14 protein-coding genes are annotated in these 15,854 nt (G+C 71.5%); 10 read left to right on the top strand and 4 right to left on the bottom strand.

The annotated features are described in order from the left end of the window. Positions 1 to 83: 83 nt before the first annotated feature. Positions 84 to 866, top strand: coding sequence for a sulfite exporter TauE/SafE family protein (locus ACQPY4_RS40600; protein WP_433330542.1), 783 nt, complete (start codon positions 84 to 86; stop codon positions 864 to 866). Positions 867 to 932: 66 nt separating this feature from the next. After that, the gene (locus ACQPY4_RS40595; protein ID WP_433330540.1) at positions 933 to 1,172 is read left to right on the top strand and encodes a hypothetical protein; all 240 of its coding nucleotides are present in this window, start codon (positions 933 to 935) and stop codon (positions 1,170 to 1,172) included. 21 nt (positions 1,173 to 1,193) lie between these two features. Here the strand turns inward: ACQPY4_RS40595 and ACQPY4_RS40590 are convergent, their stop codons facing one another. Continuing rightward, positions 1,194 to 2,114: a Rieske 2Fe-2S domain-containing protein gene (locus ACQPY4_RS40590; protein WP_433330538.1), complete on the bottom strand. Its 921-nt coding sequence runs from the start codon at positions 2,112 to 2,114 to the stop codon at positions 1,194 to 1,196. A 197-nt stretch (positions 2,115 to 2,311) separates the two neighbouring features. After that, the gene (locus ACQPY4_RS40585; RefSeq protein ID WP_433330536.1) at positions 2,312 to 4,528 is read right to left on the bottom strand and encodes a molybdopterin-dependent oxidoreductase; all 2,217 of its coding nucleotides are present in this window, start codon (positions 4,526 to 4,528) and stop codon (positions 2,312 to 2,314) included. A 147-nt stretch (positions 4,529 to 4,675) separates the two neighbouring features. Between ACQPY4_RS40585 and ACQPY4_RS40580 the strand changes: the two genes are divergently transcribed. The 4 genes from ACQPY4_RS40580 to ACQPY4_RS40565 all read left to right on the top strand — a co-directional run bounded on the left by ACQPY4_RS40580 (position 4,676) and on the right by ACQPY4_RS40565 (position 10,673). Then, positions 4,676 to 6,145, top strand: coding sequence for an MFS transporter (locus ACQPY4_RS40580; protein WP_433330534.1), 1,470 nt, complete (start codon positions 4,676 to 4,678; stop codon positions 6,143 to 6,145). 225 nt (positions 6,146 to 6,370) lie between these two features. Further along, on the top strand, positions 6,371 to 7,399 hold the full coding sequence (locus ACQPY4_RS40575; protein ID WP_433330532.1) for an alpha/beta hydrolase: 1,029 nt from the start codon (positions 6,371 to 6,373) through the stop codon (positions 7,397 to 7,399). Between the two features lie 328 nt (positions 7,400 to 7,727). Further along, positions 7,728 to 8,819 (top strand): CapA family protein, encoded by a 1,092-nt coding sequence (locus ACQPY4_RS40570; RefSeq protein WP_433330530.1) that lies wholly within the window; start codon positions 7,728 to 7,730, stop codon positions 8,817 to 8,819. 60 nt (positions 8,820 to 8,879) lie between these two features. After that, complete coding sequence (locus tag ACQPY4_RS40565) at positions 8,880 to 10,673, top strand: SDR family oxidoreductase (RefSeq protein ID WP_433330528.1); 1,794 nt, start codon at positions 8,880 to 8,882, stop codon at positions 10,671 to 10,673. Here ACQPY4_RS40565 and ACQPY4_RS40560 read toward each other — a convergent pair. Then, the gene (locus ACQPY4_RS40560; protein WP_433330526.1) at positions 10,670 to 10,909 is read right to left on the bottom strand and encodes a hypothetical protein; all 240 of its coding nucleotides are present in this window, start codon (positions 10,907 to 10,909) and stop codon (positions 10,670 to 10,672) included. The two genes, ACQPY4_RS40565 and ACQPY4_RS40560, sit on opposite strands and share 4 nt — an antisense overlap. Positions 10,910 to 11,072: 163 nt before the next feature. On the opposite strand from ACQPY4_RS40560, the gene ACQPY4_RS40555 reads away from it, so the two are divergent. Further along, positions 11,073 to 11,690: a TetR family transcriptional regulator gene (locus ACQPY4_RS40555; protein ID WP_433330524.1), complete on the top strand. Its 618-nt coding sequence runs from the start codon at positions 11,073 to 11,075 to the stop codon at positions 11,688 to 11,690. 50 nt (positions 11,691 to 11,740) lie between these two features. Beyond that, positions 11,741 to 12,340 (top strand): hypothetical protein, encoded by a 600-nt coding sequence (locus ACQPY4_RS40550; RefSeq protein WP_433330522.1) that lies wholly within the window; start codon positions 11,741 to 11,743, stop codon positions 12,338 to 12,340. 39 nt (positions 12,341 to 12,379) lie between these two features. Here the strand turns inward: ACQPY4_RS40550 and ACQPY4_RS40545 are convergent, their stop codons facing one another. Further along, positions 12,380 to 13,339, bottom strand: coding sequence for an alpha/beta hydrolase family esterase (locus ACQPY4_RS40545; RefSeq protein WP_433330520.1), 960 nt, complete (start codon positions 13,337 to 13,339; stop codon positions 12,380 to 12,382). Positions 13,340 to 13,486: 147 nt separating this feature from the next. Between ACQPY4_RS40545 and ACQPY4_RS40540 the strand changes: the two genes are divergently transcribed. Together ACQPY4_RS40540 and ACQPY4_RS40535 are read left to right on the top strand one after the other, a co-directional pair. Beyond that, the gene (locus ACQPY4_RS40540; RefSeq protein WP_433330518.1) at positions 13,487 to 14,596 is read left to right on the top strand and encodes a ferritin-like domain-containing protein; all 1,110 of its coding nucleotides are present in this window, start codon (positions 13,487 to 13,489) and stop codon (positions 14,594 to 14,596) included. Positions 14,597 to 14,959: 363 nt separating this feature from the next. Then, positions 14,960 to 15,757, top strand: coding sequence for a hypothetical protein (locus tag ACQPY4_RS40535; protein ID WP_433330516.1), 798 nt, complete (start codon positions 14,960 to 14,962; stop codon positions 15,755 to 15,757). Positions 15,758 to 15,854: the final 97 nt, after the last annotated feature.

The following is a 15,854-nucleotide window of genomic DNA, read 5'->3' as shown; positions in this document are numbered from 1 at the left end:
TGCGATGGTAAGCGCATACCCGGGGGGTGAGGTGGGGTTTTGGGACCCCTAGCATCGGGCGGACCATCAATGTCGTTCTTGGAATGGGTTGGGTCTTGGACGCGCTGGACGCCGTCGCGGTACTGGGGGCCGGGGTCGCGGCCGGGGGGATCAACACGATTGTCGGGTCGGGGTCGCTGATCACGTTTCCGACGATGGTGGCGCTCGGGTTTCCGCCGGTCGTGGCCAACGTGTCCAACAACATCGGGCTGGTGCCCGGGTCGGTGTCGGGGGCCTACGGGTACCGAGCGGAGCTCAAGGGGCAGCGTGAGCGACTGACCCGGCTGGGGAGCGCGTCCGTCCTCGGCGCGCTGGCGGGCGCGGCGCTGCTGCTCGGGCTCCCGGCCGAGGCGTTCAAGGTCATCGTGCCGGTGCTGATCGTGATCGCGCTGGTGCTGGTCGTGGTGCAGCCGAGGTTGCAGAAATGGCTTCAGGCGCGACGTGAGGTCCACCGGCCACATGGCGGGCCCTGGTTGTGGGTGGGCGTGCTGGCGGCGGGCGTATACGGGGGCTACTTCGGCGCCGCGCAGGGGATCGTGCTGATCGCCATGATCGGCATCGCGCTGGACGACGAGCTCCAGCGCCTGAACGCGGCCAAGAACGTGCTGTCGGCGATCGTCAACGGGTCGGCGACGGTGGTGTTCATCGCGATGTCGTTCCTGGCGGACACCCGGATCGACTGGACGGCCGTCCTGCTCATCGCGGTCGGCTCGACCGTCGGCGGGCTGCTGGGGGCCAAGGTCGGGCGGCGGATCCCGCCGATGGTGCTGCGCGGCGTCATCGTGGTCGTGGGGCTGGTCGCGCTGGTCAACCTGCTGCTCGATTAGCGCTTGGTCCGGGTTCGTCCGGGGTAGGTATTCGAATAGATGTTCGACTATTCGAGGGGCGTGCCGATGAAGGGCGACAGGGTCGAGATCATGATCGATGCCGGGGGCGAGGGGACGCGGACGTACGAGGTCGCCGCGACCCGGGCCGGACGGCGGGTCGAGATCACCAATCGGCGCGGGATCGTCGAGGTCAGCGAGGTCACCCGCACGGGCACGGCCGTCAGGACGGCGCGGTTCATGGGCAGCCGGGTGCTCGCGCTCGTCGAGTACCCGATCGCCGACGAGCAAGAGCCCCAGTCCGACTGACACCCCGAACGCGGGGGGGTGTCAGGCGATGGGGCGGACCTGGACGGTGCCGTCGTCGGTCACCCGCGACTCGAAGGCGGGCTGGCGGCCGGTGGCGGGGCCGTGCACCACCGCGCCGTCGCGGACGCGGAAGGTGCTGCCGTGCCAGGGGCAGACCACGCACGGGTCGGCGTTGTCGTCGGTGGTGATGCGGCCCTGGTGCAGGGGACCGGCCAGATGGCTGCACCGGTCGGCCAGGACGTGGATGTCGTCGCCCGTCCGCAGCACGAACAGGCCGATGTACCCGAGCCGCCGGTGGACCGGCCAGCCGTCGGGCAGCTCGGACGCCTCGCACAGGTCGTGCCAGCCCAGCGGGACCAGATGGGCCACCTGGTCGGCGTGGCTGGCGCCCGCGCCCTGGCGGAAGGCCAGATGGCCGCCCAGGAAGCCCCCGGCGAGCAGGGCGGTCAGACCGGCGAAGCCGAGCGCGCGGCCGGCGCCGTCGCGGCCCCGGTGCCGCGCCACCAGCGAGGCCGTGTAGAACGCGCTGGCGGAGAGGGTGCCCATGGCGTGGACGAGCCCGACGCGCTGCTGCTCGCGGTGCAGCGCCGACCAGTCGGCCAGTCCGGTGAGGGCCGTGGGGACCGCGCCCGCGAGCCCGGCGGCCACCAGGGCCTGCGAGGCCCGTCCGGTGCCCGGGATCAGGTCGAGGACGGCGGCCGAGACCCAGCAGCCCACGGGGAGGTCGGTGAGCGGCGGGTGGGCCGGGTGACCGGCGGGGACGCCGTGCAGCGCGTCCTTCACCGGCCCGGGACGCAGCACCCGCTGGACGCCGGTGGAGATGGTCCGGATCGTGCGATCGAGCCCCTGGGCGTGTTCCAGGCGCTCGGCCAGGTCCACGGGGTGGGGCCGCACCGGCGGCCGCGAGCCGCGCCGGAAGAGCCTGCTCGCCCGTCGGTTCATGTCCCTCCTCGATGAGGCCGGCCGTTATGGGACGCCAGTGGCGACATTAGTGTCCGCACCCTGCTGTGACCACACGGGGGGTACCGGCGCGATGGTGGAGCGCGCCCCACCGTGCCAGTTTCCTACCTGCGAGTAGGACGACCTAAACCCGCGGTTCCGGTCACCTGGCCATGCGGTGAAGTCCCCGCCAACAATGATCAGCCGATCGGCTCGACCGTGACGGGCACGCCGTTGAACACGGCGTTCCCCGAGAGCGGGTCGATCCGCTGTTCGTCGGTCACGCTGTTGGCGCTGACCCCCGCGTGCGCGGTGGCGACGCGGGTACGGGTGCCGGGGCGGTCGTGCCCCCAGCCGTGGGGCAGGCTGACCACGCCGGGCATGAGGGTGTCGTTCGGCTCGGCCACGGCCTCCAGCACGCCCGTACGGGAGATGACCCGTACGCCGTCCCCGGCCGCGACCCCGATGCGTTCGGCGTCGTCCGGGTTGAGCTGGAGCGTGCAGGTGTTGGAGCCCCGGACCAGTTCGGGGACGTTGTGCAGCCAGCTGTTGTTCGAGCGCAGATGGCGGCGTCCGATCAGGACGAGGCCGTCGGGCGCGGCGACCTCGCGCAGCCGGTCGACGTCGGCGGCGAACGCGGGCGGGCACAGCTCGACGCGTCCCGACTCGGTGCACAGCAGCTCGTCCAGGTGGGGCCGGAGCGGCCCGAGGTCGATGCCGTGCGGGTGGTCGTCGCGCAGGCGTGCCAGCGTGAGGCCGCCGGGGTCGGCGCCGAACCCCTCGCCGTAGGGGCCGAGACGGAGCATCATGTCGAGACGCTGCTCGGTGCCCGTCCCGCCCTCCGCCGCCAGGAGCTTGGTCAGCTCGGCGGGCTCGCGTCCGAACACCGGCGACCCGGGGGCCGCGACCGCCTTCTCCAGCGTCGAGGCGATGATCATGTCGTCGAGCGCGGTGGGGTCGGCGTCCATGCCCGAGGCCAGCACGGCGAGCCGGGCCAGGATGCGCGCCTCGCTCGGACGGCCGTCCGGCAGCGGTACGGCCGCCGGCGAGTACCGGGCGTAGTCGCGGACGGTGAAGCCGAGCAGCGCCAGGTCGTAGTGCGGCGTCTGCGCCGGACGCGGTGGCGGCAGGATCACGTGGGCGTGGCGGGTGGTCTCGTTCAGGTACGGGTCGACGCTCACGACGAACTCAAGGCCCGCCAGCGCGGCGTCGAGGCGCGTCCCGTTGGGCGCCGACAGCACGGGGTTGCCGCCGATGGTGATCAGAGCCTTGATCTGTCCCTCGCCGGGCGTCTCGATCTCGTCGGCCAGCGTCGCGACCGGGAGCTCGCCGTTGGTCTCGGGCAGGCCGCGCACCCGGCTGGACCAGCGTCCGGTGGTGAACGGCCTGCGCTTGCGGTAGACGGGCCGGTGGGCGGGACGCGGGAACATCGCCCCGCCCTCGCGGTCGAGGTTGCCGGTCAGGATGTTCAGGACGTCCACCAGCCAGCTGCTGAGCGTCCCGAAGCTCTGCGTGCACGTGCCCATGCGGCCGTAGACGGCGGCCCGTCCGGCGGCGGCCAGCTCGCGCGCCATGCGGCGGATGTCGTCGGCGGGGATGCCGGTGACCGGCGCGACCCGCTCGGGGGAGAGGTCGGCGACGAGCGCGCGCAGGTCGTCCAGCCCGTTCACCGGCTGGGCGGGCGTGACGGCGAGGTCCTCGGCGAACAGGGTGTGCACGAGCGCCGCGAGCAGGTGCGCGTCGGTGCCCGGACGGATGAACACGTGCTCGTCGGCCAGCTCGGCGGTGCGGGTCCTGCGCGGGTCGACGACGGTGACCTTGCCGCCCCGGGCGCGGATGGCCTTGAGCCGCCCGGGGAAGTCGGGGGCCGAGCAGAGGCTTCCGTTGGATTCCAGGGGGTTGGCGCCGAGCATCAGCAGGTGCTCGGTCCGGTCGAGGTCGGGGACCGGGACGGCCAACGGGTCGCCGAACAGGTACCCGCTGCTGACGTGCTTGGGCATCTGGTCGGCGGTGCTGGCCGTGTAGACGTTGCGGGTGCCGAGGGCCTTGATGATCGCCGCTCCGTAGAGCGGGCCCGCGATCGAGTGCGCGGTGGGGTTGCCGATGTAGACGGCCACGGCGTCGCGGCCGTGCCGCTCGATGACGGCGGCCAGCTCGCGGCCCACCGTCGCGAACGCCTGCTCCCAGGTGGTCTCGGCGTGGGCGCCGCCGGTGCGCAGGAGCGGCGCGGCCAGGCGGTCGGGATCGCCGTCCAGCCGTCCCAGCGTGGCGCCCTTCGGGCAGATGAAGCCCTTGCTGAACGGGTCGTCCCGGTCGCCGCGGACCCCGGTCACGGCGCCCGCCGCGTCGATCGTCAGCTCCAGGCCGCACAGGGCCTCGCAGAGGGGACAGGTGCGGTGCGCCGTGCGACTGCTCATCGTGATGCTCCTCGTGTCCGCGTGGTCCCCATCATGACCCGAATCGCGCTCGGTTCGCGAGGTCGAAAACGAGAGTGGAATAAAGCATTCCGTTCTGTTAGAGTTAGAACAGAACGATCCGTTCCCCTCCGAGAGATGGAGAATCCGATGGCCGCACTGCTGGAAGCCCCGGCCGCGCCCCCCGCGAACCCGGCGCCCGCCACCCCGGCCCCGGTGCCCGGACGCTGGCTCGGGCTGGCCGCGATCCTCACCGCGACGCTCCTGAACCTGCTGGACGGCAGCATCGTGAACGTCGCCCTCCCCGTGATCCAGGCCGACCTCGGCGGCTCCTACGCCGCGCTCCAGTGGATCGTCGCCTCCTACACGCTCGCGCTGGCCACCGGCCTGCTGACCGGCGGCCGCCTCGGCGACATGTTCGGGCGGCGCCGGATGCTCCTGATCGGGGTGACCGGGTTCGTGGTGACGTCGATGGCCTGCGCGCTGGCCGTCTCACCCGAGACCCTGATCGTGGCCCGCGCCGCGCAGGGCCTGTTCGCGGCCGTGATGATCCCGCAGTCCTTCGGGCTCCTGCGCGACCTGTTCCCCGGCCCCGACCAGGCCAAGGCGTGGGGCGTGTTCGGCCCGGCCATCGGCCTGGCCACCATCATCGGGCCGATCGTCGCCGGACTGCTCATCAAGGCCGACGTGTTCGGCACCGGCTGGCGCATGATCTTCGCGATCAACCTGCCCCTGGGCGCCTTCGCCCTGATCGCCGGGATGAAGGCGCTGCCCGCCGGGCGCGGCGACCGCTCCGGCGGGCTGGACGTGACCGGAATGCTGATCGCGGGCACCGGAATGGGCCTGCTGGTCTACCCGCTGGTCCAGGGCCGCGAGCAGGGCTGGCCGACCTGGATCTGGGCCATGCTCGCCACCTCCGTCGCGGTTCTGTCGCTCTTCGTGATCCACCAGCTGCGCCGCACCGCCGCCGGGCGCACCCCGCTGGTCGAGCTCGCCGTCTTCGCCCACCGCTCCTACACCTCGGGCGTGGCCTTCGTGATCGCCTTCTTCATCGCCATCATCGGGTTCACGCTGGCGCTCGGCTTCCTGCTCCAGCTCGGCCTGCACTACTCCCCGATCGGCGCCAGCCTCGCGATGGCCTCCCTGGCGATCGGCGCCTTCGTCGGCTCGGGCGCCGGGGCCATGGGGCCCGCTCTCGGGCGCAAGATCCTGCACATCGGCCTGGCCGTCATGACCGTCGGCATGGTGGGCGCCTACCTGGTCTTCCGCACCGTGGGCGTCGAGCTCGGCTCCTGGCACCTGGCCGCGCCGCTGCTGGTCTTCGGGATCGGGATGGGCATGATCTTCGTCCCGCTGTTCGGGATCATCATGGGCGACATCGCCGACCGCGAGGTCGGCTCGGCCGCCGGAGCCCTGGAGTCGATCCAGCAGCTGGCCGCCGCCCTGGGCGTCGCGGTGCTCGGCACGGTCTTCTTCGACCGCTTCACCGCCCCCGGCGGAGACCCCGCGTCCAACGCCCTGGCGGCGGCCGAGCAGGTCACCCTGCTGGCCCTCGCCCTGGCCGCGATCGCCGTGGCGCTCGGCTTCCTCCTCCCGAAGAAGGCCCGCGAGATGCACTGAACCACCGACCACAGGGCCCGCCTCACCCGAGGCGGGCCCAAGTCGTGTTTTGTAAGCGATTGCCAATGCCCACAGGTAACACACCGAGACGGCCCGCCTACCTTTGTCAACGACCTCACAATCACTCGCTCCCAAATATGTGAAAGTTCGTCATGTTGAGGGCGGAATGATCTTCGATACCGTCACGCAAGCCCCGAGGGGCAGCGACGAATATCGGAGAGTGAGATGCCGCGTCCCCCGCGCGTGCGCCGGATCGTGACCGTCCTGACCGCCACGGCCATCGCCGTGACCCCGCTCGCCCCGGCCACCGAGGCGGCGGAGCCGGTCAAGGCCGACACGGGTGCCGCCATCGTCGGCTGGAAGCCGCTGGACGCCCGCACCTTCGACATCGCGATCAAGTCCCCCTCGCTGGGCAGGACGGCCAACGTCCGCGTCATCACCCCCAAGGGCTGGTCGCACACGTCCCGCAAGCGCTGGCCCGTCGTGTACGCCTACCACGGCGGTGCCGACACCTATGTCTCCTGGACGCGCAGCACCGACATCGAGCAGCTGGCCGCCCGCTACAACGCCATGGTCGTGATGCCCGACGGCGGCGTGAACGGCAGCTACACCGACTGGTACAACTACGGCAAGGGCGGGACGCCCAAGTGGGAGACCTTCCACACCCGGGAGGTCGTCCAGCTCATGGAGCGCAACTACCGCGCGGGCTCGTCGCGCGCGGCCATGGGCATCTCCTCCGGCGGCCAGGGCGCCATCACCTACGCCGCGCGCCACCGCGGCCTGTTCAAGTACGCGGCGTCCTACAGCGGCATCGTCCACCTCACCAAGCCCGGCATCCCCGCCATGCTGATGTTCGACGGCATAGCCTTCGGCCCCGGCGACGACCCGTTCCGCATCTGGGGCCTTCCCTGGGGCGACATGCGCAACTGGAAGGCCCGCGACCCCTACCTGCTTGCCCGCAACCTGCGCGGCGTAGGCCTCTACCTCAGCGCGGGCACCACCGGAGAGCCCGGACGCCTCGACCCGCCCTTCACCGGCTGGGACTACGTCAAGGCCCGCCTGGTCGGCGGCATCAGCGAGTCCGTGGCGGGCTCCACCAACGTCTCCCTGGCCAAGCGCCTCAAGCAGCTGAAGATCCCCGCCACCACCCACATCTACAAGGACGGCTGGCACCAGTGGGGCTACTGGCAGGAGGAACTCCACCGCTCCTGGCCCCTGATGATGAACAGCATCAAAGCCGCACGTAACACCTGAGCGCCGACGCCCCCGGCCCACCCGAGCCGATTGCGAACCCCCAAGCGCACCTGCCATGCTCACTCGGTCCAGACGCATGACCAAAAACCACCACCTCACGGGTGCCCGAATGCGAGACCCGCAGCCGAGCCCGTGATCAAATTGGTCCCGCTCATCAATCCAGGCCCCCCGAGGGGGCCTGGGGGCAGAGCCCCCAGCCAGGGGCGTGGGGGCGGGAGCCCCCACCCTGGCCGTGACGCCGCCACAGGGAGCGCTAGCGACCGAGGACGGCGCCATGGCCAGGCCCGGGGGTCCGGGGGGTGGCCCCCCGGGTAGATAGGGAGAGACGATGCGGCGGAAGTTCGTCGTGGCGACCAGCCTGGTCGGCGCGCTGGCGCTGGCCTCCGGGGCGTGCAGCAGCGGCTCGGGCTCGTCCGAGGCCAAGGGCGACGCGGGCGACCAGAAGAAGTCCACCGGCGCCTCGCCCTCGGCCGAGCCTCCGGCGGCGGCCAAGCAGCCGATCACGCTGGCCTTCGGCGGCGACACCCACTTCGAGGGGCCGCTGCGCGCGCGCCTCTCCTCCCCGGCGACGGCGCTGGGGCCGATCGCCAAGACGCTGCGCGCCGCCGACCTGTCGATGGTCAACCTGGAGACGGCGATCACCACCGGGGGCACGCCCGCCCCGGGCAAGGAGTTCACGTTCCGGGCGCCCGCCTCGGCGCTCACCGCGCTGCGGGCGTCGGGGGTGGACGTCACGTCCATGGCCAACAACCACGGCATGGACTTCATGGCCCCGGGCCTGCGCGACTCCATGAAGGCGATCAAGCGCACGGGGTTCCCGACGGTCGGCATCGGCCGCAACGCCGCCGAGGCGTACCGGGCCCACCGGGTGACGGTGAAGGGCAACCGGCTCGCGATCGTCGGAGCGACGCAGGTGCTCGACGACCATCTCATCGCGGCGTGGACCGCCACCGACGCCAAGGGCGGCCTCGCCTCGGCCAAGGACGAGCCCCGTATGGTCCAGGCGGTGCAGGAGGCCCGCAAGGGGGCCGACCTGGTCATCGTCCACCTGCACTGGGGGGCGGAGCTGAAGTCGTGCCCGCTGCCGCGCCAGCAGGATCTGGCCAAGCGGCTCATCAAGGCCGGCGCCGACGTCGTCGTCGGCGGTCATGCCCATGTGCCGCTGGGCGGGGGTTTCCTGGCGGGCAAGTACGTCCACTATGGCCTGGGCAACTTCGTGTTCTCCTCCGCGCAGGGGCAGACGGCCAACTCCGGCGTCCTGGTGCTGCGGGTGGAGAACGCCAAGGTCACGGCGGCCAAGTGGAAGCCGGCGCGCATCTCCGGCGGACTGCCGCGCCTGATGACCGGCCCGGCGGCCAAGACCGAGCTCGCCCGCTGGAACTCGCTGCGGCGCTGCACGGGGCTGGCAGCCCGCCCGTAGCGGCGCGCGGAGGGCGTAGGTTTCCCGCATAGGACCACCCCCTCGGACGAGCAGGTGAGCATGATGCGGGATCACCGGGTCAGGTCGGGAGACGTCGAGCTCGCGGTGCGGGTGACGGGTGAGGAGAACCGGCCCACGGTCGTCCTGATCCACGGCTATCCCGACACCGGCGCCGTCTGGGACGAGATCGCCGGGATCCTCGCCGGGCGGTTCCGCGTCGTCGTCTACGACGTGCGGGGCGCGGGCGCCTCGACCAGCCCGGACGATCCGCTCGACTACGGCCTGGCCGTCCTGATGGACGACCTGCTCGCGGTCCTGGACGCGGTGGGCGCGACCGAGCCCGTCCATCTGGTCGGGCACGACTGGGGCTCGGTGCAGGGCTGGGAGGCGGTGACGGGGGAGCGGCTGGCCGGACGCGTGGCCTCGTTCACCTCGATGTCGGGCCCGGCCCGGCAGCACGCGGCGCGGTGGGCGCGCGAGACCCTCCGCGACGGCCCGAGGGGCGCGGCCGAGGTGCTGGCGCAGGCGCGCCGCAACGTCTACATGCCGGTCCTGATGGCTCCGCACGCCGGTGAGCTGCTCGCGCGCGCTCTGCCCACGGTCTTCGAGCGGGGGATGCGATGGCGCGAGGGGGCCGAGCCTCGGGTCGGCCACCCGGCCCCGACCATGCGGCGGGACGCCGTCAACGGGCTCGGCCTGTACCGGGCCAACATGGGACGGGGGGACGTCCCACCCGGGGAAGGCCGCACGGACGTGCCCGTCCAGCTGATCGTGCCCACCCGCGACAGGTACGCGGGCGAGGGGCTGCTGCTGTCCGCGCGGGGGTGCGCGAGCTCGCTCGTCGTGCGCCGCGTCCCGGCCGGGCACTGGGCGCCGCGCAGCCACCCGGGGCTCATCGCCCGGTGGATCGCGGAGTTCGCCGAGCACACCGAGGGCGGGCCCGAGACGGTCGGCCTGGCCAGGGCGCGCGAGGCGGCCGAGCCCGGCAAGGACTTCGGCGGGCGGCTGGTCGTCGTCACCGGGGCGGGCGACGGCATCGGCCGGGCCACCGCGCGGGCCTTCGCGCAGGCGGGGGCGCGGGTGGTGGTCGCCGACATCGACGAGGACGCGGCCAGGCGGACGGCCGGCACGATCGCCGCCGACGGCGGCCGGGCCCATGACTACCGCGTGGACGTGGCCGACGCCGGGGCGATGGAGCGGTTCGCCGAATGGGTCCGGGTCACGCACGGCGTCCCCGACGTCGTGGTGAACAACGCCGGGATCGCGGTCGCGGGGTCGCTGCTGGACACCGCCGAGGAGGACTGGGACCGGCTGCGCTCGGTCAACCTGGACGGCGTCTACCGCGGCTGCCGCCTGTTCGGCCGCCAGATGGCCGACCGCGGCGAGGGCGGCCACCTGGTCAACCTCTCGTCGCTGGCGGCGGTCAGCCCGTCGGGCACGATGACCGCCTACGCGGTCACGAAGGCGGCGGTGCTGCACCTCAGCGAGTCGCTCCGGGCCGATCTGGAGCAGTACGGCATCGGCGTCACCGCCGTCTGCCCGGGAGTCGTCGACACTCCGATCATGGCGAACGCGCGGTACGTCGGGATGGAGGGCGAGCTGGGCGAGCGGGTGCGGGACGAGGCCGTCCGGCTGTTCCGGCGCCGCTCCTACCCGCCCGAGCGCGTCGCGCGGGCCATCCTGCGGGCGGTCCGCCACGACCGGGCCGTGGTCCCGGTCAGCCCGGAGGCCAGGGCCGGCATGGCCCTGTCCCGGCTCTCACCGGCCGCGAACCGGGCGCTGGCCGTCGCGGGGCGCCGGGCGGGCGACCGCCTGCGCGCCCGGCTCGCCCGCGAGGCGGACGATCGCCGCTAGGCGTCCGGGTGGCGGCGCTTCTTGGCGATGTCGATGCCCCAGAGGGAGAAGAACGACGCCACGATCACCAGCCCCGACACGATCCACCAGGCGGGGCTCGACAGGTGGCGGGGCAGGGAGAGGAAGGGCTCCCAGTCGGTCGACTTGGCGACGAAGGGCAGGACGCCCTCATAGAAGCCGAGGAACACGACGATGTAGGAGAGCAGGTCGTAGGACTTGGGATCCTTCATGGTCATCGATCGTTCCCTAACTGGGGGCCGACCGGCCAGCGACGAAGGTCTATCGGCGGGCCGACTCCCGTTGAACGCACGGGCAGGCCGGGCGCCGCGTGACGGGGTCGTCACGCGAACGGCCCGGACAGGGGACAATGGAGGGGCACCCCTCGACGGAGGAATCCGCATGACCGAGATCAGGACACCGCTTCGCCGCCGTCCCGCTCAGCGCCGCAGCGCCGAGCGCGTCCAGCGGATGCTCGACGCGTGCGCCGAGATCCTCGACGAGGAGGGTTACGACGGCCTCACGACCACGCGCATCGCCCAGCGTGCCGAGGTGGCGATCGGGTCGGTCTACCAGTTCTTCCCCGACAAGCGGGCCGTCGCGCAGGCGCTGGCCCTGCGCAACCTGGAGCTGTTCGGGCAGCGGATCTCCGACCGGATCGCCGAGGGCGGCTTCGCCGACTGGTCCGACACCGTCGGCGCGATCATCGAGATCTTCGTCGACATGCACCGGACCGTCCCGGGGTTCCGGGTGCTGCGGTTCGGCGACGTCGCCGACACCAACCTGCTCGACTCCGACGCCGACAACAACGCCGTGGTGGCCGACCGGCTGCGCGGGATGATCGTCGACTCGTTCGGGGTGAGCGACAGCCCGGAGCTGGCCCGGGCGCTGGCGATCGCCGTGGAGGCGGGCGACGCCGTCCTGCAGATGGCCTTCCGCCGCAACCCCGACGGCGACCCCGACATCCTCGCCGAGGCCGAGCGGCTGATCCACGGTTACCTCGCGGCGCACATCCGCTAGCGCGTTTGTGAAACACTCCTCCCCAAACGCCAACAGAACAGGTGAGATCGGTGGACGTCGAGAAGCTCCAGATGCAGAAGCGGTTCCTGGTGCGCCAGCGGTTGCGCCTGATGGTGAACCAGTACGAGGTTCACACGGTCACGGCCGAGGGTGCCGAGGGTGAGATCGTGGCCTTCGCCCAGCAGAAGCGGATGGCGTTCAAGGAGCAGGTGACGCTCTACACCGACGACACCAAGTCGCTGCCGATCCTGGGCTTCAAGGCCCGCAAACGGATCGACCTTGCCTCGGCCTACGACATCACCGACGCGGGCGGCAACGCCATCGGCGTCTTCCGCAAGGACTTCAAGAAGTCGCTGCTGTCGTCCACCTGGCATCTGGAGCAGCCCGGTCTCGGCGTCACCACGGGCAGCGAGCGCAACAAGTTCGTCGCGATCCTGCGCCGCGTGTGGAACATCATCCCCTTCGCCGAGAACCTCCCCTTCGCTTGGCCGTACCACTTCGACTTCTTCGCCGGCGAGCAGAAGGTCTTCTCGGTCGAGAAGAAGTTCGGTTTCCGCGACCGCTACCTGGTGGAGATCGCCGACCCCAACCTCGACCGCCGGCTGGTGATCGCCCAGGCCGTCGGGCTGGACGCTCTCCAGTCCCGCTGAGCCCGGCCGCGGGTCAGCGTCGGGAGAACGCGTCGAGGGTCAGGGTCGGGAGAACGCGTTGAGGATGAGCGCCGTGGCGTCGATCTGGCGGGTCGTGCGGCCGGTGGGGATGGGGATGGAGCCCGGCCAGGTGTGCCCGCCGCCGATGACGGTGTAGAGCTCGACGCGGGCGCCGCCCCGGCACGAGCCGTGGCCGACGCGCGCGATCTCGCCGCGCGGCGCGTCGCGGACCGCCGGGCCGCAGCCGAGGGCGCGGGCCCAGGCGGCGACGCTCCCGGTGACCGACGGCAGGACGAAGTCGCCGGTCACCGGACGCATCCACGGCGGGACGCGGGAACGGTCGCCCTCGAAGGGGACGCCGCCCCCGTAGGGGATGATGCGGTCGGACGAGCCGTGGAACGCCACCACCGTGGCCGGACGGGCGTCCGGGCAGGGCCGGGCGAGGTTGAGCCCGGCGACGGCCGCCACGCCGCGCAGGCGGCCGGGGAGGCCGCACACCAGGGCCGCGGCGAGGCCGCCGCCGTTGGAGAAGCCCGTGGCGAACACGCGCCCCGGGTCGACGCACAGGGTCCGTTCGAGGTGGGCCAGCAGCGCGCGCGTGTAGACGATGTCGGCGGAGCCCCCGGGCATGCCGGGCAGCTTCCACCCCCGGCGCGTCGCGGCGCCGTCGGGCTCGACCACGATGAAGCCGCGGGCCGAACCGGCGTTGGCCAGCCGTCCGTAGATCGCCTGCTCGAATCCGGTGGAGTTCAGGCCGTGCAGGTCGACGATCAGCGGGGCCGGGGTGCGGCCGTCCCCGTTCGGCCTGGTCAGCAAGTAGGCGCGGCCGCCGAAGCGATGCCGTCCGGTCTTGGGTGCCGGACGGGCGCAGCCCTTGCTCGCGGCGGTGGGCGCGGCCGAGGCCGGGGCCTGGGCGCGGGCGGGCCGCTCGGGGGCGCTCCCGGCGTCCGAGCACCCGGCCAGCAGCAGCCCGGCGAGGGCGAGCGGGGCGGTGCGCACCCGTCGATCGTACGGGGCGGCCAGAAAGTAAGCGTTTAGGTATGGTTTCTTGGGGGCTTTACATGTTACGAACAGATGTAAAGCGATGGGCGGTCGCACCCTCAGCGCCGCTTACGCGGCGCCGGCGCCTTCGGAGGTGGTTACCCCGTGAGTTCGTTCGAGCTGTACACGAGCCCCGTCCCGCAGGAGACCTGGAACGTCCCGATGGCGGGCGACGCCCGCTTCACCTGGGAATATGACGACGGCCGTGATCGGCTGCTCAACCTGTACCAGAAGGGCAAGGACAAACAGTGGGACGCCCAGAAGCGCATCGACTGGGACGTCGAGGTCGACCCGGTCAACGTGGCGGGCCTGCCCGAGGAGTTCAACCCCCTGTTCGGCTCCGAGATCTGGGACAAGATGACCCAGAAGGAGCGGGACGAGTTCGGCCGCCACCAGGGCTCCTGGCTGTTCAGCCAGTTCCTGCACGGTGAGCAGGGCGCGCTGAACGTGTCGGCGCGGATCGTCCAGTCGGTGCCCGACCTCGACTCCAAGTTCTACGCCGCCACCCAGACCATGGACGAGGCGCGCCATGTCGAGCTCTACACCAAGTTCGTGCACGAGAAGATCGGGATGTACTACCCGATCAACCAGGACCTGGCCAAGCTGCTGGCCGAGTCGCTGGAGGACAGCCGGTGGGACCTGCCCTACCTCGGCATGCAGGTGCTGATCGAGGGCCTGGCCCTGGCGGCGTTCGGCGTCTATCGCGACCTGTCCACCAACCCCCTGGTGAAGCAGCTCCTGGCCTATGTCATGCAGGACGAGGCGCGGCACGTCGCCTTCGGCCGCCTGGCGCTGAAGGACTACTACGCCGAGCTCACCGAGAAGGAGCGGGCCGAGCGCGAGGAGTTCGTGGTGGAGGGCTGCTACCTGATGCGCGACCGGTTCAAGGCGCGCGAGGTGTTCGAGCAGCTGGAGATGCCGCTGGACAAATGCATGGAGTACGTCGACAACTCCGCCATGTACACGCTCTACCAGTCGCTCCTTTTCAGCAGGATCGTCCCTTGTGTGCGAGATGTCGGACTGTGGGGCGACAAGGTGAAGGCGGCCTATCAGGACATGGGCGTCCTGGACAACGCCAAGGCCGATCTTGAGGCGCTGATGCGGCAGGACGAGGAGTTCGCCGAGAACTTCGACCGCGAGCGCTATGAGCGCGAGCTCGACGCCCGCAAGCTGGAGGTCGACGAGGCGATCACGATCGGCGGCGACGCAGGTTAGCGATCGCGTCGCCGAGACGCGCGCAAGGTAAAAAGCGGGGATGTTCTGGAGGCCCTCCGGAGCGTCCCCGTCGTGCTGCCCGGACCATTGCGCGCCCAATGGAGATCAAAAGCAACGCCATGTTCCCGGGTGATTTTACGGGCATTGTCGCTATATCTCCGGCAGTGTGCCACGTGTTGATCCAATTGCGTTGATCGCCTTCGGGTCTCTCAATTAATGCTGAATTCCGCTGTGCGTCCTCTCGGTTTGTACTAACGTCCCCGCTCGACGGTGCGGCTGAATGCGGGAAACCAGTGGGGGAGCACTGGTACCCGGCAGCGCACATCAGTGCATGGGCAAACTTCAATCCCCCGGGGGGAACCAATGAATCGAACTGCCAGAAGGCTCATCAGTGCTTCCGTCTTCGCTCCGCTGGCCGTGGCGGTCGCCATGACCGTGGCGTCCGCGCCCGCCGGCGCCGACGTCGTGCCGGTCGCGGGCACCGACGTCCCGCCGGTGTCGAGCCTGGTGCACGACGTGGACCAGACGCTCGACCAGGCCGTGCCGCCGGAGGTCAAGGACACCATCGACCCGGCCACCGACCTGGCCAAGTCGCACGCCGCGACCGCCGACGGCGTGCTGGCCTCCGCCCCGAACGGGGTCACCACCAAGCGCAAGGCCGCCAGGTGCGTCGCCGGGACCGGCGGCCCCCTGAAGGACCTCACCGCCGTCGCGCACACCGGCGCCGGGATCCCCGACGTGCCCGTGAGCGTTCCCGCCGCCCAGGGCGAGCTGCCGCTGGTCGGCAGCAACCTCGTCCCCTGCGACAAGATCAAGCAGCTCACCGAGGGTGTGGACGTCGCCGGCGCCAAGCCCGGCCTCCGCAAGGACCCGGTGCCGCCGCTGCCCGTCGAGCTGCCGCTGGTCGGCGGGGCCCAGTCCGGCTCCCCGGTGCTGAAGTCGCTCCCGAAGGTCCCGGTGTCGCTCCCGGGCCTGCCGGGCGCCACGCTTCCCGCGCAGAAGGCCCAGCGCAAGGCCGGGCCCGAGGCCGAGCTCAACGGCCTCCTCGACCAGGCCGCCGGCAGCCTGAAGAACCCGACCGCGATGCTCGCCGGCCTGCCCGGCCTGCCCGCCGCGCTCCCGTCGACGCCCAAGCTCCCGGGCGTTCCCGCGGTCGGCTGAGCCGGCCCCCGACGGGGCGTCCACGAGGAGGCGGCAACCTCGTGGGCGCCCCGTTCGCATTCCGGTTACCGGAACGAGATCGGCATTAGCCGCAGAG

The organism is Spirillospora sp. CA-294931 (assembly GCF_050946795.1).
Taxonomy (GTDB): Bacteria; Actinomycetota; Actinomycetes; order Streptosporangiales; family Streptosporangiaceae; genus Spirillospora.
This window is presented reverse-complemented; position numbering and strand designations above follow the sequence as displayed.